23 protein-coding genes are annotated in these 20,642 nt (G+C 68.2%); 14 read left to right on the top strand and 9 right to left on the bottom strand.

Features of this window, described 5'->3' with window-relative positions:
• Positions 1-137 precede the first annotated feature (137 nt).
• Positions 138-1,571: a tannase/feruloyl esterase family alpha/beta hydrolase gene (locus IG04_RS0112195; RefSeq protein ID WP_245815946.1), complete on the top strand. Its 1,434-nt coding sequence runs from the start codon at positions 138-140 to the stop codon at positions 1,569-1,571.
• Here IG04_RS0112195 and pip read toward each other — a convergent pair.
• From pip to IG04_RS0112210, 3 genes are all read right to left on the bottom strand, one after another.
• Positions 1,568-2,572 carry a prolyl aminopeptidase gene (pip, locus tag IG04_RS0112200; protein WP_084589998.1) on the bottom strand — a complete coding sequence of 335 codons (1,005 nt, stop codon included), beginning with the start codon at positions 2,570-2,572 and terminating at the stop codon, positions 1,568-1,570. The two genes, IG04_RS0112195 and pip, sit on opposite strands and share 4 nt — an antisense overlap.
• A gap of 173 nt (positions 2,573-2,745) precedes the next feature.
• Positions 2,746-3,288, bottom strand: coding sequence for a DUF305 domain-containing protein (locus IG04_RS0112205; protein ID WP_030476718.1), 543 nt, complete (start codon positions 3,286-3,288; stop codon positions 2,746-2,748).
• 75 nt (positions 3,289-3,363) lie between these two features.
• Positions 3,364-3,837: a hypothetical protein gene (locus IG04_RS0112210; protein ID WP_030476719.1), complete on the bottom strand. Its 474-nt coding sequence runs from the start codon at positions 3,835-3,837 to the stop codon at positions 3,364-3,366.
• Between the two features lie 279 nt (positions 3,838-4,116).
• Between IG04_RS0112210 and IG04_RS0112215 the strand changes: the two genes are divergently transcribed.
• The 3 genes from IG04_RS0112215 to IG04_RS0112225 are packed head-to-tail and all read left to right on the top strand — an operon-like array spanning position 4,117 to position 6,540.
• On the top strand, positions 4,117-4,866 hold the full coding sequence (locus IG04_RS0112215) for a lytic polysaccharide monooxygenase (protein WP_051769644.1): 750 nt from the start codon (positions 4,117-4,119) through the stop codon (positions 4,864-4,866).
• Between the two features lie 4 nt (positions 4,867-4,870).
• A complete protein-coding gene (locus IG04_RS0112220) occupies positions 4,871-5,467 on the top strand; it encodes a DUF305 domain-containing protein (protein ID WP_030476721.1) in 597 nt (198 codons plus the stop codon).
• Between the two features lie 50 nt (positions 5,468-5,517).
• Positions 5,518-6,540 (top strand): FAD-dependent monooxygenase, encoded by a 1,023-nt coding sequence (locus IG04_RS0112225; RefSeq protein WP_051769650.1) that lies wholly within the window; start codon positions 5,518-5,520, stop codon positions 6,538-6,540.
• Here IG04_RS0112225 and IG04_RS0112230 read toward each other — a convergent pair.
• A complete protein-coding gene (locus IG04_RS0112230; RefSeq protein WP_030476723.1) occupies positions 6,509-9,106 on the bottom strand; it encodes an AfsR/SARP family transcriptional regulator in 2,598 nt (865 codons plus the stop codon). The two genes, IG04_RS0112225 and IG04_RS0112230, sit on opposite strands and share 32 nt — an antisense overlap.
• A gap of 57 nt (positions 9,107-9,163) precedes the next feature.
• Entirely contained in the window at positions 9,164-9,880 is a 717-nt protein-coding gene (locus IG04_RS42535) for an AraC family ligand binding domain-containing protein (protein ID WP_338043524.1), read from the bottom strand.
• Positions 9,881-9,979: 99 nt separating this feature from the next.
• Here IG04_RS42535 and IG04_RS0112240 point away from each other — a divergent pair, with 99 nt between their 5' ends.
• Together IG04_RS0112240 and IG04_RS0112245 are read left to right on the top strand one after the other, a co-directional pair.
• Positions 9,980-10,378 carry a DUF2000 domain-containing protein gene (locus IG04_RS0112240; RefSeq protein WP_030476724.1) on the top strand — a complete coding sequence of 133 codons (399 nt, stop codon included), beginning with the start codon at positions 9,980-9,982 and terminating at the stop codon, positions 10,376-10,378.
• A gap of 23 nt (positions 10,379-10,401) precedes the next feature.
• On the top strand, positions 10,402-10,998 hold the full coding sequence (locus tag IG04_RS0112245) for a Pr6Pr family membrane protein (RefSeq protein ID WP_051769653.1): 597 nt from the start codon (positions 10,402-10,404) through the stop codon (positions 10,996-10,998).
• A gap of 22 nt (positions 10,999-11,020) precedes the next feature.
• Here IG04_RS0112245 and IG04_RS0112250 read toward each other — a convergent pair whose 3' ends face one another.
• From IG04_RS0112250 to IG04_RS0112265, 3 genes are all read right to left on the bottom strand, one after another.
• Positions 11,021-11,848: an alpha/beta fold hydrolase gene (locus IG04_RS0112250; RefSeq protein ID WP_030476726.1), complete on the bottom strand. Its 828-nt coding sequence runs from the start codon at positions 11,846-11,848 to the stop codon at positions 11,021-11,023.
• Positions 11,845-12,528: an SRPBCC family protein gene (locus IG04_RS0112255; protein WP_030476727.1), complete on the bottom strand. Its 684-nt coding sequence runs from the start codon at positions 12,526-12,528 to the stop codon at positions 11,845-11,847. Before IG04_RS0112255 ends, IG04_RS0112250 begins: the two co-directional genes overlap by 4 nt.
• A gap of 319 nt (positions 12,529-12,847) precedes the next feature.
• Positions 12,848-13,072: a zinc-ribbon domain-containing protein gene (locus tag IG04_RS0112265; RefSeq protein ID WP_030476728.1), complete on the bottom strand. Its 225-nt coding sequence runs from the start codon at positions 13,070-13,072 to the stop codon at positions 12,848-12,850.
• An 85-nt stretch (positions 13,073-13,157) separates the two neighbouring features.
• Here IG04_RS0112265 and IG04_RS0112270 point away from each other — a divergent pair, with 85 nt between their 5' ends.
• From IG04_RS0112270 to IG04_RS0112300, 7 genes are read left to right on the top strand one after another with little or no spacing between them, the layout of a single operon-like run.
• The gene (locus IG04_RS0112270; RefSeq protein ID WP_030476729.1) at positions 13,158-13,661 is read left to right on the top strand and encodes a GNAT family N-acetyltransferase; all 504 of its coding nucleotides are present in this window, start codon (positions 13,158-13,160) and stop codon (positions 13,659-13,661) included.
• Positions 13,662-13,697: 36 nt separating this feature from the next.
• Positions 13,698-14,288, top strand: a complete 591-nt coding sequence (locus tag IG04_RS0112275) for a nucleotidyltransferase family protein (protein WP_030476730.1) — start codon at positions 13,698-13,700, stop codon at positions 14,286-14,288.
• Positions 14,289-14,292: 4 nt separating this feature from the next.
• Positions 14,293-14,499 carry a BON domain-containing protein gene (locus tag IG04_RS0112280; protein ID WP_420843949.1) on the top strand — a complete coding sequence of 69 codons (207 nt, stop codon included), beginning with the start codon at positions 14,293-14,295 and terminating at the stop codon, positions 14,497-14,499.
• Entirely contained in the window at positions 14,496-15,218 is a 723-nt protein-coding gene (locus tag IG04_RS0112285; RefSeq protein ID WP_030476732.1) for a metallophosphoesterase family protein, read from the top strand. Before IG04_RS0112280 ends, IG04_RS0112285 begins: the two co-directional genes overlap by 4 nt.
• Positions 15,215-16,972, top strand: coding sequence for a thiamine pyrophosphate-requiring protein (locus IG04_RS0112290; protein ID WP_030476733.1), 1,758 nt, complete (start codon positions 15,215-15,217; stop codon positions 16,970-16,972). Before IG04_RS0112285 ends, IG04_RS0112290 begins: the two co-directional genes overlap by 4 nt.
• Positions 16,969-17,919, top strand: a complete 951-nt coding sequence (locus IG04_RS0112295) for a TIGR03557 family F420-dependent LLM class oxidoreductase (protein ID WP_030476734.1) — start codon at positions 16,969-16,971, stop codon at positions 17,917-17,919. The genes IG04_RS0112290 and IG04_RS0112295 overlap by 4 nt, the downstream gene beginning before the upstream one ends.
• A 27-nt stretch (positions 17,920-17,946) precedes the next feature.
• Positions 17,947-18,612, top strand: coding sequence for a DUF6766 family protein (locus IG04_RS0112300; RefSeq protein ID WP_030476735.1), 666 nt, complete (start codon positions 17,947-17,949; stop codon positions 18,610-18,612).
• Between the two features lie 89 nt (positions 18,613-18,701).
• On the opposite strand, the gene tuf is transcribed toward IG04_RS0112300, so the two are convergent.
• Positions 18,702-19,883: an elongation factor Tu gene (tuf, locus tag IG04_RS0112305; protein ID WP_030476736.1), complete on the bottom strand. Its 1,182-nt coding sequence runs from the start codon at positions 19,881-19,883 to the stop codon at positions 18,702-18,704.
• 361 nt (positions 19,884-20,244) lie between these two features.
• Between tuf and IG04_RS0112315 the strand changes: the two genes are divergently transcribed.
• A complete protein-coding gene (locus tag IG04_RS0112315) occupies positions 20,245-20,628 on the top strand; it encodes an STAS domain-containing protein (protein WP_051769656.1) in 384 nt (127 codons plus the stop codon).
• The last annotated feature ends 14 nt before the right edge of the window (positions 20,629-20,642 follow it).

A 20,642-nucleotide genomic window follows, 5' to 3' on the forward strand; every position in this document is an offset into this window, starting at 1 on the left:
CCCCGTACGTCCTACTACAGGGGGAAGGACGCTCCATGCTCCGCAGTTTGTTGACATCACTCACTGTCCTGGGAACGGTGGCGGCGGGGATCGCTCCCGCCACCGCCACCGGTCCAACGCGTTCGTGCGCCGATCTGATGCGATCGTTCGACGTGCCGGACGCCCGCACGCGCGTCACGTCAGCCGCGGTTGTCACGGGTGCCACGGAGTTCTGCGACGTGCGCGGCACGATCGAACCGAACATCGGCTTCCAGCTGAAGCTGCCGGTGCGCGGCTACCAGGGCCGCTACCTCCAGTACGGCTGTGGCGGATTCTGCGGGGCCATCGGCGATCCGGCCTTTCCCGCCGGCTGCGGGCCCGCCTTCGGTGACGCCGCGGTGGCCGCGACCGACGACGGACACCAAGCCCCGCCGGAGAACCCGTTCGACACGACGTGGGCCGTGTCGGACCAGAAGGCCCGTGACGACTACTTCTTCCGCGCGCCCCACGCGTTGTCGAAGGTGTCGAAGCACATCATCTCGGTCTTCTACGGCAAGGCGCCGTCGAAGTCGTACTTCAGCGGCTGCTCCAACGGCGGCCGGGAGGGCCTGTTGCTGGCCCAGCGCTACCCGCGCGACTTCGACGGCGTCATCGCGGCCGCACCGGGCGCGTACTACACCGCGCTGATCGGCTACCAGGCGTGGATCGCGCGCAACACAATCCCGAACGACAAGATCGTCGTGCTGCACAACGCGGTGATGGCGGCCTGCGACGGCCTGGACGGCCTCGTCGACGGCCAGATCGACGATCCGCGCCTGTGCACCTTCGATCCGGGTTCGTTGGCAGGCCGGCTCACCGACGACGAGATCGCCCGCGTCCGCCGCCTCTACGCCGGCCCGTCCGACGGCGGCGTGCGGCTCTACCCCGGCGGCCAGCCCTACGGTTCCGAGATCTCGTGGACGTTCTGGCTCAACCCGTCTCCCGGACTGGGCAGGGGCATCGCCCCCGAACTCGCCGACAACGGCCTGAAGCACCTCGTCTATCCGATCGGCAGGCCGCACTCGTCACTGGAGTCCTTCGAGTTCACCGTGCGCGAGTTCCGTCGCCTGGTGCCCGAAACCGTGAAGGCGAACTCGCTCTCGCTGGACCTGCGGGCGTTCCAGCGCGCAGGGGGCAAGCTGATCATCTGGCACGGCGCGGGCGACCAGGGCATCCCGTTCGAGGGCACGCTCGACTACTGGCAACGCCTCACCGGCGGCAAGACCCCGTCCTGGGCAAGGCTTTTCGTCGTGCCGTCGATGTGGCACTGCGCCGGCGGCGACACCCTGACCGAATTCGACCCGTTCCGCGCACTCGTCTCGTGGGTCGAAGGAGGCCAGGCACCGTCCCGGATCTTGGCCACGGGACGTGACTCGGACGGCAACGTCGTGCGCACCCGCCCGGTGTTCCCGTACCCGTTGCGCGCCGAGTACGACGGTTCGGGTTCGGTGGACGACGCGACGAACTTCGTTGCCGCACCAGGCTTCGGCTTCAACGACCGGATCAGGTGGGCGGGCGAGGACCTCTACCGGTCCGGACCCGTCGCGCCCTAGTGCGGTGACCACGAACCTTCACCGGGTCTTCCGGCGCTCAGCAGGGCGCCTCGCGGCACCGTCCCCGCGCCCCCGTACGTCCAGTACTCGGGCATGCTGTTGCCCTCCATGATGACGTGCCCGGCGTCGTTCAGGATGACCAGTTCGGCGTCGGGCCACCGCTTCGCCACTTCCCACGCCGTGTACAACGGCCCACCGAAGTCGTTGCGGCCGTGGATGAGCACACCTGGGATGCCTTGAAGCCTGTCGAGGTTGTCGAAGATGTGGTTCGGCTCCAGGAACGCCTCGTTGCCCCAGTAGTGGGTCACGGTCCGCGCGAGCCGGTAGCGCGTGACGGGGTCGGCGTACCTCGTACCTTCGAAGTCGTTGTCGCCGCCTGTGATCGTGGACAGGTCCCACTTGCTCCAGTCCCAGGCGGCTTTGTCCCTGACCGCCGGATCCGGTGAGTTGAGGAGCTTGTTGTAGGCCAGTGCCAGGTTGCCGTCGCGGTCCTCCTCCGGGACGCCGTCGCGGAAGGCGTCGAAGTGGTCCGGGAAGAACATGCCGAGGCCGCGGGTGATCCACGCGTGCTCTTCGGGACGGCTGGTGGTGACCGCCGGGATGATGATCTCGCTGACCCTGGTGGGGTGCTGGATGGCGTAGGCGAGGATGAGGGTGGAGCCCCAGGAACCGCCGACCAGCAGCCACTTGTCGATGTCGAGGTGCTCGCGGAGCTTCTCGGCGTCGTCGATCAGGTGCTGGGTGGTGTTGTGTTCCATGCTGGTCGCCGGGTCTGCCACCGAAGGGGTGCTCTGACCGCTGCCGCGCTGGTCCCAGAGGATCAGGTTCCAGTGGTCCGGGTCGAAGTCCTCGCGCCATCTGGGGTTCGAGCCTGACCCTGGACCGCCGTGGAAGACGCACGCCGGTTTGCCGTTGGGATTGCCGCTGGCTTCCCAGTGGATTTGCTGACCGTCTCCTACGTCGAGCATGCCTTGGGCGTAGGGCTCCACCTGTGGGTACATGCCGGGGAGGTTATTGGGGGTGTGGGGCGGGGGCCGACCGGATTTTGAGGGCGGGCGGGTCGGCTTGCGTTCGCGTGTCGCGTTTCAGCGGGCTGGTCACAGCGGATACGCCGACACGCCCACTGCCGCGGCGGCCGTGGACGTGTGACTGGCGTGCGAGTCCTGGTGTGGCGTCAGGACTTCTGCTTGGCGCTGATCTGGTCCAGCACCTCGGTCTGCGACACGATGATCTTCCCGGCAAGGGCCTTGGAGCCGATGTGCTCGCCCTTGGCCTGCGCGTCCTTCGCCATGTCCACGCCACTGCGGAGGTGGCGGGAGAGGGTGGCGAGGAAGAGGTCGTCGTACTGCTTGCCGGTGGCGGACTTCAGCGCCTCGACGTCCTTGACGGTCATCATGCCCGCCATCTTGTGCGTGGCGTTGGCGTCGTCGCCGGGCACCTGGATGTTCCAGCTGCGCAAGTAGGTTGCCATCTGCTCGATTTCGCCCGACTCGGCGGTGGCGATCTTGTCGGCCACGTTGACGACGAACTCGTCCTTGGACTTCTGCCTGGCGACCTTGGCGATCTCGATCGTCTGGCGGTGGTGGGGGATCATTCGCAACGAGAACGTCGCGTCCGCCTCGTTGGCCGCCGGTTCGCCCGAACTGCTGCCGCCGACAGATGAACAGCCCGTCAGCGCAAGCAGCCCCAGCACGATGATGAGCAGACGCGCTCGCATGAAGCCTCCCGTCTCGTGTTCCCTGCCGAGGGATACGGGTGGCCGAAGTGTCCGGTTCAGCGAAACTTTCGGAGCCTAAGTGGTTCGGTGGAGTTCGAGTGCCGCGAGCACGCCCTGGACGACGTCGGGGTGGCCGAGCGGGAGCGGTACCGGGGTGGTGTTGGTGTGGGGGATGACCTGGGCGAACGGCGCGTGCACCTGGATTTCGGGGTCCACCAGCAGGACCGAGCGCACGAGGTCGCGGTGAGCCGCCACGAGATCGAGGACGTCGGCCGCGAGCGGTCCGCTCGTGACGATGTCGAACACGGTCGGCGTGTCGTCGCGGTGCCTGGTCAGCACGGTGTCCACTGTGGACTTCCAGGTCGGCGCGGCGGGGACTCGCAGCCACACGATCCGCAGGTGTTCGGTCAGCGGTCGCCAGGTCGCGGGAATCTCGTGGTGGACTGATTCTCCCGCTGGATCGATCACGAGGACAGTCGGGGCACCTGCGGGTCCGTCGGTGACAACGCCGGGGCCGGCTGCCCTGCTGGGCTCGTCGAATTCGCGCATGGCACGGGGATACCCACTGGGCGGAGTTCGTACCAATGAGCCGACTGGTCTGATCCTGTGACCCGAATGGTGGAGTCGAAGTCATCGATTCGAGTGAACTTGTTGGCAGGCGGCACTTTTTCGTTCGTGTCCGGTGATTGCTTGACCGTTTTCCGAATCCCGGTTTATGGTCTAGACCACAGACCGAAACTGGATCGGCGAGCGATCTAGAGCGCTCCCGGTTCCCTCCCCCTGCCTACGGGTCAACCCGTTCGGGAACGATCCAAGGAGTTCGGACGAATGAAACTCATGCGTAAAGCGGCGCTCGTCATGGCCGCTGTCCCTGCCATCGTCTTCATCACGCCGGTCGGTTCGGCGAGCGCGCACGGTTACGTGTCGTCGCCGGCCAGCCGTTCGGCGCAGTGTGCCAGGGGAGACGTCTCCGTCGACCTCTGCGGCCAGGCGAAGTACGAGCCGCAGAGTGCCGAAGGCCCCAAGGGCCTGAAGAACTGCAGCGGTGCGAACGGTGCTTTCGCGCCTCTCGACAACGACGGGCTGCCCTGGAAGGTCACCAACACCGGTCAGACCCTGTCGCTGACGTGGACCTTCACCGCCCGCCACGCCACGCGTGACTACGAGTACTTCATCGGCGGCACGCGCGTCGGTTACGTCGCCGGCAACAACCAGCAGCCGACCAACCCGACCACGCACACGATCAACCTCGGCGGGTTCTCCGGCCGCCAGAAGCTGTACGCGATCTGGAACATCGGCGACACGGTCAACGCGTTCTACTCGTGCATCGACCTCAACATCAACGGTGGTGGAGGCACGACCCCGCCGCCCACCACCACGACCACCACCCCTCCTCCCACCACGACGTCCAGCACCACGACGCCACCGCCCGCCGGTGGCACGTGGGCGGCGAACACCTCCTACGCGACCGGATCGACCGTCACCTACGGCGGTTCGACCTACCGCTGCCGGCAGGCGCACACGTCACTGACCGGCTGGGAACCGCCGAACGTGGCGGCGCTGTGGGAGAAGGTCTGACCTGATGAAGCGCCTGGTGATCGCGGCCGCGGTCCTGGCGCTGGCGGGGTGCGGCGGAGAGGCGGTCGTGCCGGAGGGCCAAGGAGCCCACGGGCACGGCGCGAGCTCCGCCGCACCACCCGTTCCTGCCGCCAGTGCGAGGTTCAACGACGCGGACGTGATGTTCGTGCAGATGATGGTGGACCACCTGCAACTCGGCATCAGCCTCTCGCAGGTCGGCCTGGCGAAGGCGACCACGCAGGAGGCGAAGGACCTCGCGGGCGCGATCGACGTGACGCAGCGCGAGGAACTCACGATGCTCAAGTCGTGGCTGAAGCTCTGGGGCAAGCCGGAGGGCGACGGTGCCGACCTGCACGCCGCCCACGGCGGCCAGCCGCTGCTCGACGACAAGGTCATCAACGAGACCAAGGAGAAGAGCGGAGCCGAGTTCGACCAGCTCTTCCTCAACCTGATGACCGGGCATCAGGGTGCCGGCGTGGAGATGGCGCTCACGGAGAAGAAGGACGGCATGAACCCCGAGACGACGGCCTACGCGGAACGGGTGGTCAACACCCGGCAAGGCCAGATCTCGCAGATGCTGAAGATCATCGGCGGGGCGTAGGTCAGCGTTTCACCAGGGTTTGGTCAGCGGCCCGGCGTTGCATCCCGAGCATGGACGTACTGATCTCGGGAGCGGGAATCGCCGGGCCCGCTCTCGCGCACTGGCTGACGCGTTTCGGCTTCTCCCCGGTGGTGGTCGAGCGGGCGCCGTCGCTGCGTGACGGTGGTCAGGCCGTGGACTTCCGTGGCGAGGCGCACCTGTCCGTGCTCAGGCGGATGGGTGTGCTCGACGCGGTGTTCGCCGCGCAGACCACGCCGCGTGACATGGTGTTCCGCGGCGTCGACGGACGCGAGCGGGCACGGCTGCCCGCAGCGTTCACCGCCGGGGACGTGGAGATCCGCCGCGGTGATCTGTCGCGTCTGCTGTACGAGCAGACCGCCTCCGACGTGGAGTACGTGTTCGGCGACTGGATCACGGCGCTGCACGACGACGGCGCCGGCGTGGACGTCACGTTCGCGCACGGGAGATCACGGCGGTTCGACTTCGTGATCGGCGCGGACGGGATGCGGTCCGGGGTGCGGCGGCTGGTCTTCCCGGAGTACCGGCCGAAGTTCCAGGGCTACTACTTCGCGATCTGGGACGCGGAGGGCGACGACCGGGACCTGACCTGCTCACCGGGAGTGCTGACCTCACCGGGGTGGCTGCTGTACAAGTCGCCGATCCCTCCCGAACTGATGCCGGACGAGGTGGTGGCGCAGGGCGTCTACTTCGACTCGATCAGCCAGGTGCGCATGCCCGCGGTGAGTTCCGGGCGGGTCACGCTGATCGGCGACGCCGGATACGGATCCACGCTGGGCGGCATGGGAACCGGGCTCGCGGTCGTCTCGGCCTACGTCCTGGCGGGGGAGATGGCGGCGGGAGGCGACGCCTTCGCCCGGTACGAGGCACTGATCGGGCCGTACGCCCGCGGCAGCCAGGGTAACCCTGGGCCGTTCCTCGCACCCGGCAGCAGGCTCGGGATGTGGGTGCGGGACCGGATGTTCGGGCTGCTCCCGAAGATGCCGATGTTCGCGCGGATGGATCTGCGGGCCGCTACCGCGATCACACTTCCCGACTACGCCACAGTTCACTGAGCGCCTCGTCCACCTGCTGCTTGGCCGCTGTGTGCATCCACCCGAACCCGAGCTCCTGCTGTGCTGCCAGCAGGAGCTCCTCGGCCCGTGCCGGATCTCCCCGGCGTTGGGCGATCTTGGCCAGTCCGGCGTTGGCGAGCGCCCGAGTGGCGGCCAGGCCTGCCTGTGCCGCCATCTCCAGCGCCTGGAGGTAGTCACGCTCGGCCTGGTCCTGGTCGATGTCGAGCAACCGGTCCGCGCGCCGGCCCCGCAGTTCGGCCAACTCCTCCACCGCGCCCAGTTCGGCGACGGCCTGGAGTGCCTGGTCCGTCAGCGCGAGAGCTTCGGCCGGGTCCTCGGTCATGGTGGCCAGTACGTCCAGGACCTGGGCCGATCCCCAGCGTTCGCCCAGGTCCTGGAACCGCCGCAGGGCTTCGCGGGACTGCTCGATCGCGACGGCGCGGTCGCCGCTGGCAGCCCATGTGGTGTAGGCGTTGCTGAAGCCGATCAGGCCCTGGATCCACGGGTCCTCGCTGTTCTCGACCTCGTCCTGCAGCGCGGTGCGCGGCTCGGACGGGTCGGGCGGGCCGCTGAGCATGGCCCAGGCGATGAGTACGAACGGTTGCTTGATCGGGCCGCACAACGCCAGGAGCTTCTCCTGGACGTGTTCGGGTTCGGCCAGGGCGAGCAGGACCGTGTATTCCTCTGTGGACTGTTCGGGCACCCGGTCCAGCAGCCGGCGGGCCGCGCCCCGGACCTCTGTGCGGCTGCCCTTCAGGTACCAGTACCAGGCCAGATCGCTGACGAGCCGCAACGCCTGCTCGGGCGCGAACGAGGTGGTCCATTCCAGGGCCTGCATCAGGTTCGCGTGCTCGGCGGTCAGCCGGGTGAACCACCGCACCTGGTCCCGCCGGCGCAGCTCGGGATCCGCACGGCGAGCCAGCTCCTGGAAGTAAGTGGCGTGCAAGGCGTCGACGCGCTTGTGCTCCGAGCAGAACTCGCGGATGGTCTCCAGCATCCGGTAGCGCCCGTCGGCGGCTTCCACCAAGGACTTGTCCACCAACGCTTCCAGCGTCCCGATGTCGTGCCGGCAGACCTCCTCGACGGCCTCCAGGCTCGCCCCGCCGCTGAACGTCGCGAGGCACGCGGCCAGGTCGCGTTCGTCCTCCGTCAGCAGGTCCCAGCTCCACTCCACGACGGCCCGCAGCGTCTGGTGGCGGGGCGCGGCCGCACGGTTTCCCTTGGTGAGCAGGCGGAAGCGGTCGTTCAGGCGGGCGGCGATCTCCTCGGTCGTCAACGTGCGGGTGCGCGCCGCGGCCAGTTCGATCGCCAGCGGCAGGCCGTCCAGCTCCCGGCAGATGTCGATCGTGTGCCGGTCGCGCACGAACGCGGGGTTGACCAGCCGGGCGCGGTCGGCGAACAGCGCCACGCTCTGCTCGGGGTCCAGCGGTGGCACCGGGCACAGCGTCTCGCCGGTGATGCCGAGCGCCTCCCGGCTCGTGGCGAGGATGCGCACCGACGGGCACGTGCTGAGCAGGTGCTGGGCCAGCTGCGCGGCCTGGACGATCAGGTGCTCGCAGTTGTCCAGGACCAGCAACGTGTCGCGCTCGCGCAGCGCCAGCGTCAGCCGGTCCTCCGGCTCCAGCACGGTCTCCTTGAGCCCCAACGCCTGCAGGGTCGCCGCCGCGACGTCCTTGGCCGGTGCCAGGTCCACGAAGATCGCGCCCGGACCGGCGGCCTGCAGCGCGAGCCTGGTCTTGCCCGCGCCTCCTGGGCCGGTGAGGGTGATGAGCCGGGCGGAAAGCGAGGCGATCCGCGTGAGTTCTTCTTGCCTGCCAACGAAACTGGTGAGCTGGGCCGGTAGTTCGCGATGTGTCTGTCCGCGCAGGACCTGCAGGTGCACGGCACGCAGTTCGGGCGACGGGTCGGTGCCCAGTTCGTCGGCCAGCAGGGCGCGCGCGTCCTCGAACGCCTGCAGCGCCTCGGCTTGGCGGCCCTGCTGGTTCAGCGCCTGCATCAGGTAACCGCGGAGGCGTTCGTCCAACGGGTTCTGCCGCACCAGGTCCCCGATCTCGGCCACGTCGGCCTTGCCGAGCCGGATCCGTGCCGCGACCAGCGAACCCGCGGCGGCGGAGCGTTGCTGTTCCAGGCGGGTCGTGTGGTCGGCCAGGGCGACGTCGGCGAGCGCGGGGCCGCGCCAGAGCCGAAGTGCTTCGGACAAAAGGGATTCCGCTGCCTGCGGATCGCCCTGCTCCAACGCCTGCCGGCCATCCGTCGCCAGCGCGACGAACCGGTGCGCGTCGACCTGCGAGGCGGGCAGCGCCAGGAGGTAGCCGGCCGGGTGGAACTCGATCAGCGACGCGTCCCCGAGCGCCCGGCGCAGGCGCGAGACCTGGCCCTGCAGGGCGTTCGCGGCGTCCGACGGCGGCTCGGAGCCGTAGAGCTCGTCGACCAGGCGGCCGAGCGGGACGATTTCGCCCGCCCGGATCGCGAGCAACGCCAGCAGAGTGCGCGGCCGTGGGCCGCCTACCGCGATCTTGCCGTCGGGAGAGTGCGCTTCAACTGGCCCGAGGATGCCGATGTGCACGGTGTCAGCGTACGAAGCGCCCGGGACTCGTACCCAGGACCCGGCGAAAGTGACGCGTCAGGTGAGACTGGTCGTGAACCCGGCCAGCACCGCCGCCTCCGCCGCCGACCGTCCCCCGACCAGGTGGCCACGTGCGAGATCCACCCGGCGGCCGGTCAGGTACTTGTGCGGCGGCAACCCGAACCGGCGGCTGAACGCCCGCACCAGGTGCGTCGGGCTGGTCTGCAACTCCCGCGCGGCCGCGTTCAGGGTCATCCCGTCCGGAAGGGAGGCGTCCAGCAGCTGCCGCAACCGGTCGGCGAGCGTCGGGTCCGAGTGCACGACGGGTGCGGTGCCGGCGAAGTGGTGGGTGAGACGTTCGGTGATCAACGCCAGCCTGCTCGCCGCCTCGAAGGGCTCGTCCAGCGTCAGGTGCAGCTGATGGACCCGTTGCCGCAGCAGCGGATCGGGCAGCATAGGCGTGTCGACGGCCTTGCCGATCAGATAGGACGGCAGCACCGAGTCGTCCAGGTACAGCACGCGCTTGTGGAACCCAGCCGGGTGCGCGGAGCGGCCGTCGTGCGGCACGTGCGGCGGCAACAGCGTGACGCCATCCACGAGCGCGCCGTGCTCATGACGGTCCAGTTCGTACCGCACGGCACCGGTGTCGAGCACCATCAACGTCCACGCGTCGTGCGTGTGCGCTGGGTAGACGTGCGTGGTGAAGGAGGCGTGGAAGACCTCCCTCACGCCCTCGATGGCCGGCCGCCAGGCCGAGCTCTGCTCAAGCCCCATCTGTACTGGTTACTCGTTCCTAACACAGTCGCCAGGCTGCGACGCTCATGTAAGAAACGTACAAGACGCGCGACAGGCGTGACCGCGATCGTTGAGTCCATGTTCGACACCAAGATCGCTGTGTTGCTGCGGGACGACCTGGCCGGCTGGCAGGCGCTGAACGTCACCGCCTTCCTCGTCAGCGGGCTGCCCGAGACGCTGCGCGGCGAGCCCTACATCGACGCCGACGACGTGCACTACCTGTCGATGTTCGGCCAGCCCGTCGTGGTCCTGCAGGGTGACCAGGACCTGCTCAAGAAGGCCCACGAACGCGCCCTCAGTCGCAAGCAGCCGATGAGCATCTTCACCGCCGATCTGTTCGCCACCGGCAACGACGACGACAACCGCGCAGCCGTCCGCAAGGTGCACACCCAGGACCTCGACCTGGTCGGCCTCGCGATCCACGGTCAGAAGAACGCCGTCGACAAGATCTTCAAGGGCGCCCGGATGCACCCCTGACGAAACCGGGTTCTAATGCGTGCGTGATCAAGCTGCTCCGGATGGCCGTGTTCCTGCTGGTACTTTCGGCAGAGATCTACCTGATCGTCGTGCTGGGGGACCGGTTCCAGCCGGTCAACCACTTCAGCTACTTCACCGTGCTCTCGAACGTCTTCGCGGCGTGCGTGGCGTTGCTGGGCGTGTTCAGTCCGGTGTCAGCGCAGGTCAGGGGCGCGGCCGTGCTCTACATGGGCACCACGGGAATCGTGTACTGGCTGCTGCTGCGAGGCATCGACGTGCAGACACCCTCCTACGCGAACTGGGTGCTGCACACCATCGTGCCGATCCTCGTCGTCGTGGAGTGGTTGCTCGCTCCGGAGAAGACCAAGCGGGCGTGGATCTGGCTGTCGTTCCCGCTCGCCTACCTCACGTACACGCTGGTCAGGGGCCCGATCGTGGGCTGGTACCCCTACCCGTTCATGGATCCGCGCCAGAACGGCTACGGCGAGGTACTCGTGAGCTGCGTGTTCGTCGCGGTGGTGTTCGGCCTGCTGGCGTACGCGGTGTCGTGGACCGGCAACAAACTGGCTGGGAAACGCAGCTTGTCGATGTCCCACGGCGACTCGCGTACGCCTAGCTGACGAGCTCGATCGTCGTGGCCGGTTATGCGATGGGACCGGCGGCGCGCTGGGCCCGCGAGAAGAACTCCACCAGTTCCGGCGCCATGACCGACGGCTTGTACATGTGCGTCTGACCCGGCAGCGTCCGGTACTCCGTGTCCGCCCCGAGCACTTCCGAGACGTTCTTCATGGCGTTGCGGAGGTACTCGGGGCTCTTGCCGCCGTCCATCGCGAGCGTCGGCACCTTGACGGTCCAGCGGTCGGCCGGGAGCTTCGAGCCGCGGCCGTCGTCGCCGAGGATCGTCAGGTCCCACGGCAGCGTGTGCGCGACCAGCTTGAGCTTCTTCCACACCGGCGTCAGCTTCATGATCGCGACACCGAAGCCGGGCGCGCCGACCATCTTCATGAACGTCGAGAGCATGCCGGAGCGGTCGTCACGGGCGAGCATGTCGTTCATCTGCCGCACGATGTCCGCGGGACGCGGCTGGTAGGTGTCGTCCACGACGAACGGCGCCTCGTAGATCGCGAGCCGTGAGATGCCCGGCAGCCGTGAGGCCGCTTCGAGAGCGAGCACCGCGCCCGAGGACACGCCGAAGACGAACGCGCTGCCGCCGGCCTCACTGATCACGGCGTCGATGTCCTCGACCTCGCGCTCCAGGGACCACGGCGTCGCGCCGCCACCGGTCTCGCCGCGGCCGCGCCGGTCGTAGGTGTAGACGGTGAAGTTCTTGTCCAGCACCGAGGCGAGCTCGGTCGTCGGGCCGAACATGCGGTGGCACATCGCGCCGTCCACGATGATCAGCGCGGGGCCGGAGCCGGTGATCGAGTAGGCGACCTCGGTGCCGTCTGCGGAAGTCGTGAAGCGCGTCATTTCTGCTCTCCCAGGGTGGTGTCGAGGAACTCCTGCCAGTCCTGCTCGGTCTCGTCGCCCCCGAAGACGTGATGGGCGGCGATGACCGGCCCGAAGAACCCGCGCATGAACCGGTACATGCCGTTGTCGGTGCGCAGGCCGAGCGTGTGTTCGTTGCGGTGGAACTCGACGGCGTCCGGCAGCTTGGCCGCGATCGCCACGTCGAGCTTCTTCCAGGCCTCGTCCCAGTCGCCGATCATCGGCCCGAAGACCGTGAGCGGACGGGCCGTGCGGCCGGGGAAGTGCGTCAGGTACTCGAGCAGCGTGCGCCGGAACAGCGCGCCACCCAGCGTCATCGCCTCGAACTCGTCGGCCCAGTCGTCGCCGGGCAGGAAGCCGCTCGTGACCATGCGGAGCACGGTGCTGCTGTGCTCGCGGCCCTCGACGAGGAACTCGTAGGCGATGAACCGGCCGTCGGGTGCCTTGCCGCTGTCGTACGCGAAGTGGCGCCCCGGCTCCGACGCGGTGATCTCGCTCGTCGGCTCGTACCCGCCGAAGGCCATCTTGACCTGGCCGTTCGCGACCTCGTTGCGGCCCATGAACCACGAGTCGATGCCCGGCCCCGTCGCGATGGCCGTCCAGACGTCGTCGACGGACGCCGGCACCTCGATCTCGTCGGTGCTCTTGAACTCGTGGCCCATCGGTTCTCCCTGTCCTGGTTCGTGGATGGTCCCATCCTGCCGCCGACGATTCTCTTCGTCAAGACAGTGACACTAGTCTGGACAAAAAAAGTTGTCGGTGGTGCCGTCCTCGCCTCACCGAACTCCTGGACGCGTAGGCTCGGGAGATGGCTGACGGAGACGAGCGCCCTGACGGGCGTGCTCTACGCGGTCGCGACGATCGGCTGGGTGTGGACCTCGGTCGTGTCCCCGAAGCTGAGCCGGCCTGCCTTCTCGAGCTGATCTGCCCGGAGTGCGGGCGCGTCACCACCGACGAGTACGCGCCTGGGTGCCCTGCCTGTCAGACGAGCTGATGTGCGTGCATCCTGCTGATGTCGTACGAGACCCCGCAGAACGTGCACTGCAGCCCGTACGTGCTGCGGATGGTGAACAGCGGGATGAAGAAGATGGTCGGCTTCGTGTAGCGCCGGAACAGGTTGTGCGCCGACTGGTGGTGGCAGTGCCCGCACACCAGCGTCAGCATCCGCAGCTGCTCGATCGTCGTCCGCCAGCCGAAAATGACCATCTGCTCTCCTTGTGCCGGATGTCCTTCTGACGTCTGAGTACCCCGCTGAGTTGCAGCCGGCCCGCGGAATTCGGAAGGTGGACGGGTGGACGACACTCTGCTGCGGCCCTGGCGCCCCGACGACGCACCGATCATCCTGGCCGCGTCGGGCGAGGAGATGATGGACCGCCAGTTCACCTCGCAGATCGACTCGCTCCCCGCCGCCGAGGAGTGGATCGCGCTGCTCACGTCCCGCCGGAACGAGGACACCGCCTATTCGTTCGCCGTGCTGCACGAGGGCGTTCCCGTGGGCAACGTCGCCGTGTCGAGCGTCGAGCGCCGTCACCTGACCGGGTGGGTCTCCTACTGGATGCGGGAGCAGGCGCGGGGCAAGGGGCTGGCGACCAGGGCGTGCCGCGAGGTCAGCGAGTTCGCCTTCGCCGAGCTCGGCCTGTTCCGCCTGGAGCTCGCGCATCGGCTGGACAACCCCGCTTCCTGCCGCGTCGCGACGGGCGCCGGCTTCGCGGTGGAAGGTGTCGAACGGGCCAGGCTGCTCTACGACGGCGTCCGTTTCGACACGGAGACCCACGCGCGACTCGCCACCGACTGAGGTTCACGCCGCTGATCGGCGGGTAGCCCGGAGTGCATGAGCGGACTGCAGGACAAGCTGCTGCGGACGTTGGTCAAGGTCGCGAACGCTCTACGTGGCGCGGAGATCCCCTTCGCGCTGACAGGCGGCTGTGCGGGCTACGCGCGCGGCGGGCCGGCGAGTGAGCACGACGTCGATCTTCTCGTGCGCCCGGAGGACGCCACGGAGGCCGTGCGCGTGCTGGTGAAGCGCGGGCTTCGCGCCGCCGAACCGCCGGAGGACTGGCTGCTCAAGGTCTACGACGGGGACTCGCTGGTGGATCTGCTGTTCCGGCCGAACGAGCGCATCGTCACCGACGAGACCCTCGCGATGGCCGAGGAGATGCCGGTCGGTTCGGTGATGCTGCCGGTGATGCCGGCGACGTTCGTGCTGACCAGCAAGCTGCTCGTGCTGGACGGCCACCGGTGCGACTTCAGCGAGCTGCTGCCGTTCGCCCGAGCGCTGCGCGAACAGATCGACTGGGAGCAGGTGCGCGAGGAGACCAAGGAGTCGCCTTACGCCGAAGCGTTCCTGATGCTCATCGAACGCCTGGACATCATCGGGAGAGGCCATGAGTTCCGAGCAGTATCTGGCGGCAAATCTGCGTAGGGCGGTGGCCGAGGACCCGCGGACCGCCGAACTCGGCGTGCGCGTCACCGTGCGCGGCGACCACGTGATGCTTTCCGGAGATGTCGCCTGCGCCGAACGGCGGGCCGCACTGGAGGAGGTCCTGCACGAGGCCGCCCCCGAGCTGACGATCTTCAACGACGTGCGCGTGACACCTGCGGGCGAACCGGAGGGTGAGGAGGACCTGCGATGATCCGAGTCGCAGCGGTCGGGGACATCCACCTCGGCGAGGACATGCGCGGGCACCTCCGCCCGGCGTTGGAGAAGGTCGGCGAGCACGCGGACATCCTGCTGCTGGCCGGTGACCTGACCCGGCACGGCACGGTCGTCGAGGCCGAGGTGGTCGCGGACGAGTTCGCGGACCTGCCGGTGCCCGTGGTCGCCGTGCTGGGCAACCACGACCATCACGACGACAAGCCGCTCGAAGTCACGAAGACGTTGCAGGACAAGGGCATCCACGTGCTGGAGGGCACGACGTTCACCTACCGGGTCAACGGCTGCTCGATCGGCATCGCGGGTGTGAAGGGGTTCGGCGGCGGGTTCGCGGGCAAATGCGGGAGCGCGTTCGGCGAGCGCGAGATGAAGGCGTTCATCCAGCACACCTCCGACATCGCGGAGAACCTCGAACAGGCCCTGTCGGAACTGGACACCGACATCAAGGTCGCGCTGATGCACTACGCGCCCGTGCCGGACACGTTGCGCGGCGAACCGCCGGAGATCTACCCGTTCCTCGGCTCGTACCTGCTCGGCGAGGCCATCGACGCGACGGGCACGCATCTCGCCGTGCACGGTCACGCGCACTTCGGCACCGAGCAGGGCATCACGCCGGGCGGTGTGCGGGTCCGCAACGTCGCGCAGCCGATCATCCGCTCCGCCTACACGGTCTACGTACTGGAAGGGAACACCTCATGACCGTCGGGGACTTCATCGTCCAACGCCTGCGCGACTGGGACGTGAAGCAGGTGTTCGCGTATCCCGGCGACGGCATCAACGGGATCGTGGCGGCGTTCGGCAAGGCGGACAACGACCCGAGGTTCATCCAGACCCGCCACGAGGAGATGGCCGCGTTCGCCGCGGTCGGCTTCGCGAAGTTCAGCGGCGACGTCGGCGTGTGCCTGGCCACCAGCGGTCCCGGTGCGATCCACCTGCTCAACGGGCTGTACGACGCGAAGCTCGATCACGTGCCGGTCGTCGCGATCGTCGGCCAGACAGCCCGCACCGCTCAGGGCGGCAGCTACCAGCAGGAAGTCGACCTGCACTCGTTGTTCCGCGACGTGGCCTCGTACCTGGTCGACGTGACGGTGCCCGAGCAGTTGCCGAACGCGCTGGACCGGGCGATGCGCACGGCCGCCGCCGACCGCGCGCCCGCCGTGCTGATCATCCCGAACGACGTGCAGGAGCAGGAGTACGCCGCGCCCAAGCACGAGTTCAAGTACATCCCGTCGAGCCCGCCGTCCCGTCCGGTGTCGTTCGTCGTGCCGGCCCTCGACGACATCCGGCGCGCGGCCGAGGTGCTCAACAGCGGCGAGAAGGTCGCGATCCTGATCGGGCAGGGCGCCCGCGACGCCGCCGAGGAGGTGCGCGCGGTCGCCGACCTGCTCGGTGCCGGCGTCGCGAAGGCGTTGCTGGGCAAGGACGTGCTACCCGACGACCTGCCGTACGTCACGGGGTCGATCGGACTGCTCGGCACCAGGCCGTCCTACGAGCTCATGCGGGACTGCGACCGGTTGCTGATCATCGGATCGAACTTCCCGTACTCGCAGTTCCTGCCGCAGTACGGCAAAGCGCGCGGAGTGCAGATCGACCTCGACGGCCGCGCGATCGGCATGCGCTACCCGACGGAGGTCAACCTCGTCGGCGACGCGCGGGAGACGTTGCGGGCGCTGATCCCGTTGCTGGACAACAAGACCGACCGCTCCTGGCGGGAGACGATCGAGGCGAACGTCGAGCGCTGGTGGGAGGTCGTAGAACGGCAGGCGCAGGTGCCGGCCGATCCCGTCAACCCGATGCGGATCGTCTCCGAGCTCTCGAAACGCCTGCCCCACAACGCGATCGTCACGGCGGACTCGGGTTCCGCGACGAACTGGTACGCGCGGCTGCTCAAGATCCGTGGCAACGTGCGCTCCTCGCTGTCCGGCACGCTGGCCACCATGGGCTGCGCCGTCCCGTACGCGCTGGGTGCCGCTTTCGCGCAGCCGAACAGGCCGTTGATCGCGCTGGTCGGCGACGGGGCGATGCAGATGAACGGCATGGCCGAGTTGCTGACACTGCGGCGATACGGCATCCGTTGCGTCGTGTGTGTGTTCCACAACAACGACCTCAACCAGGTCACGTGGGAGCTGCGCGCGATGGGCGGAGCGCCGAAGTTCGAGGAGTCGCAAACCCTTCCGGACATCTCGTACGCCGCCTTCGCACGGTCGATCGGCCTGCACGGCATCGAGATCAACGACCCCACGCAGCTCGGCACGGCGTGGGAGACGGCGCTCGCGTTCGACGGCACGACCGTCCTCGACGTGCACTGCGATCCGAACGTGCCGCCGATCCCGCCCCACGCGACGTTCGAACAGATCAAGGACATGACCGAGGCGGTGCTGCGCGGCGACCCGGACGCCTGGCAGTTCATGACGCGCGGCCTCAAGACCAAGATCCAGGAGTTGCTGCCGTGAAACTGGGCTATTTCCTCTCTTCAGAAGAACACGGACCGCGTGAGCTGGTCAGGAACGCGAAGATGGCCGAGGAGCACGGCTTCGAGTCGCTGTGGATCTCGGACCACTACCACCCGTGGAACGACGAGCAGGGCCAGTCACCGTTCGTCTGGGGCACGATCGGCGCGCTGTCCGAGACCGTGTCGCTGCCCATCACCACGGCCGTGACCTGCCCGACCGTCCGCATCCACCCGGCCGTCATCGCACAGGCCGCCGCCACCGCGGCCGTCCAGACCGAAGGCCGGTTCGTGCTCGGCGTCGGCAGCGGCGAGGCCCTGAACGAACACGTGCTGGGCGACCGCTGGCCGTCCGCCGACGTGCGGCTCGAGATGCTGGAGGAGGCGATCGGCCTCATCCGCACGCTGCACCAGGGCGACGAGGTCACCCACCACGGCAAGCACTACACAGTCGAGAACGCCCGCGTCTACACCGTGCCCGAACGCCCGGTGCCGATCTACGTCTCGGCGTTCGGCCCGAAGGCGGTCCGGCTCGCGGCCCGCTGCGGCGACGGCTACGTCAGCGTCGGCCCGGCCGGCGACCTGGTGGAGAAGTACCGCGCCGAGGGCGGCCGCGGCCCGGCGCAGAGCGGGCTGAAGGTCTGTTACGCGGCGTCCGAGGAGGACGCGGTGGCGACCGCACACCGGGTGTGGCCCAACGACGGCCTGCCCGGCGAGCTGGCCCAGGTGCTGCCGACGCCCAAGCACTTCGAGCAGGCGTCGGAGCTGGTCACGCCCGAGATGATCGCGAAGGCGATCCCGTGCGGCCCGGATCCGGAGAAGTACGCGGAGAAGGTCAAGGAGTTCGCCGAGGCCGGGTTCGACGAGCTCCACGTGCAGCAGATCGGGCCGCAGCAGCAGGAATTCTTCGAGTTCTGGGCCAAGGAAGTAGTGCCTTTGATCGATGTTTGATGCTTTTGGCGCAGGGCACCCGGTCCTATGAGGAGTTTCCTGCGCGAGCACAGCCTGACGCTCGTCTTCGCCGGGTTGTTCCTCGCGGCTCTGGTCGGACAGTTCTTCACGGGCCACGCCGACTTCAACGAGCGTCAGGCCGCGTTGGGGCGGCCGTTGCTGACTCTGGGGACGTACCTGTTCTCCGCCGACTTCCTCGTCGACGTCGTGGAGAACTGGCAGTCCGAGTACCTGCAGTTCTTCCTGTACGTCACGGCGACCGTCTGGTTGATCCAGAAGGGATCGCCCGAGTCCAAGCCGGCCGGCAAGGTCGGCGAGGGGACTGACAAGGACCAGCAGGTCGGCCGGTACGCCGACGAGTCGTCGCCGAAGTGGGCTCGCGCCGGTGGCTGGCGCACCGCGGTGTTCTCGAAGTCGCTCGGCCTCGCGATGCTGGTCCTGTTCCTGTTCTCCTGGACCCTGCAGTGGGTCGCCGGCTGGTACGCCAACAACTCCGACCCGCTGGCCGAGAAGATGGGGCTGTTCGGCTACTTCCTCTCCGCCGACTTCTGGAACCGGTCGCTGCAGAACTGGCAGTCCGAGTTCCTCGCGATCGCGTCGATGGCGATCCTCAGCGTCTACCTGCGGCAGCGCGGGTCGCCCGAGTCGAAGCCGGTCGGCACCGCGCACTCCGTGAGCGACGAGTCGGGCTAGCACGCCTGACGAAAAGCGCGGCAGGACAAGGCTGTCCTGCCGCGCTCTCCAAGGCAGCGCGACCACCTTCGCGGGTCGTCGCCGCCGCCCTAGGCGAGGATCTCGCCGACCGTGCCGGCACCCACGGTCTTGCCGCCCTCGCGGATCGCGAAGCCCAGCCCGGTGTCCATCGCCACCGCCTTGCCCAGCTCCACCGTGACCTCGACGGTGTCACCTGGCAGGGCCAGCGTCCTGTCGAGCTCCACCACGCCGACGACGTCGCCGGTGCGGAAGTGGAACTGCGGGCGGTAGTTCGACGCGATACCCGTGTGCCTGCCGCCCTCGGCGTGCGAGAGCAGGTACACGGACGCGCGGAACCGGGTGTGCGGCGCGACGCTGCCCGGCAGGGCCAGCACCTGGCCGCGCCGGACGTCACCGCGCTTCACCCCGCGCAGCAGGATCGCGGCGTTGTCGCCCGCCTGGGCCTGCTGCATGGGCTTGCCGAACGTCTCGATGCCGGTGGCCACGGACGACACGGAGTCGCCCAGGCCGAGCACCTCGACCGTGTCGCCGAGGCCGAGCACACCGCGCTCGACCGCACCGGTCACGACGGTGCCGCGGCCGGTGATGGTCAGGACGTTCTCGATCGGCATCAGGAACGCGCCATTCAGATCCCGCTCGGGCACCGGCACGTGCGAGTCCACGGCGTCGAGCAACGACACCACCGACCGCACCCACTCCGGGTCGCCCTGCAGCGCGCGCAGGCCGGAGACCCGCACGACCGGCGTGGCGTCGCCGTCGAAGCCGTACTGCGAGAGCAGGTCACGAATCTCCAGCTCCACCAGGTCGAGCAGCTCCGGGTCGCTCACCGCGTCGGCCTTGTTCAGCGCCACCACCACGTACGGCACGCCCACCCGGTGCGCCAGCACCACGTGTTCGCGCGTCTGCGGCATCGTGCCGTCCTCCGCGGACACCACGAGAATCGCGCCGTCCAGCTGCGCCGCCCCCGTGATCATGTTCTTCACGTAGTCGGCGTGGCCGGGCATGTCGACGTGCGCGTAGTGACGCGTCGGCGTCTCGTACTCGACGTGCGCGATGTTGATCGTGATGCCGCGGGCCAGCTCCTCGGGCGCCCGGTCGATCCGGTCGAACGCCGTGAAGGTGGTGCCCGAAGGGTCCATTTCGGACAGAACCTTGGTGATGGCCGCGGTCAGCGTGGTCTTGCCGTGGTCGACGTGCCCCATCGTGCCGATGTTGAGGTGCGGCTTGGCACGCACGAACTCTTGCTTCATTGCCCTATGTCCCTCAGGAGTCACAGCTGGAGGTTCAGAACCGATGGACCGCTGCCACCCTCCTCCAGTGGTCCTGAAGGATGGACTGGAGAAGGGTCAGAGTCGGGCGCCGGCCAGCTGTGCCGAGACATCGGCGAGTGCAACGGCGAGCGCGCCCGCAGGAACACCTGCGAACGTGTTGTGCTCAGCCGTCAGGAACATGCGGTGATCGTGACAGCGCGGCTGGATCGTTGTCACCTGGTTTTCCGCGGGCGGGTAGGTTGTGGTGGGGAAGCAACGGCCGTAACGTCGGGGATGTAGCCGGGTTCAGCAGCGTGCTCGGAGTCAGAGTCCCAAGCGCTTCGGCCACCGGGGAGTGCTGGTGAACGAAGAACAGTTCAAGGAGTCATCGCTGCTCACAGTGCGTGCCGCCGAGGTGGCCGGGCTGATGGTCGTCGCAGTCGAAGGCGAGATCGACGTCGACACCGCCGACGACGTGCTGAACGCCGTTCGTCTCGGGTTCGCCTCCGAGAGGCCCGCTCTGATCGCCGATCTCACGCTGGTCAGCTTCTTCGGCTCCACCGGCATCTCGACGTTGATCTCGGCCCACGAACTGGCCGAGGAGCACGGCAAGAAGCTCCACATCGTCGCCCCGCAGCGCGCCGTCCGCAGACCGCTGCAGGTCACGGGAGTGGCGGACGTCCTCTCGCTGTACGACTCCGTCGAGGAGGCGGTGTCGGCGTTGAAACCGGTGCCCAGCGAGTAGGCACCGGCCCCGTC

This window comes from Lentzea albidocapillata (genome assembly GCF_000719115.1).
GTDB classification, from domain to species: Bacteria; Actinomycetota; Actinomycetes; order Mycobacteriales; family Pseudonocardiaceae; genus Lentzea; species Lentzea albidocapillata.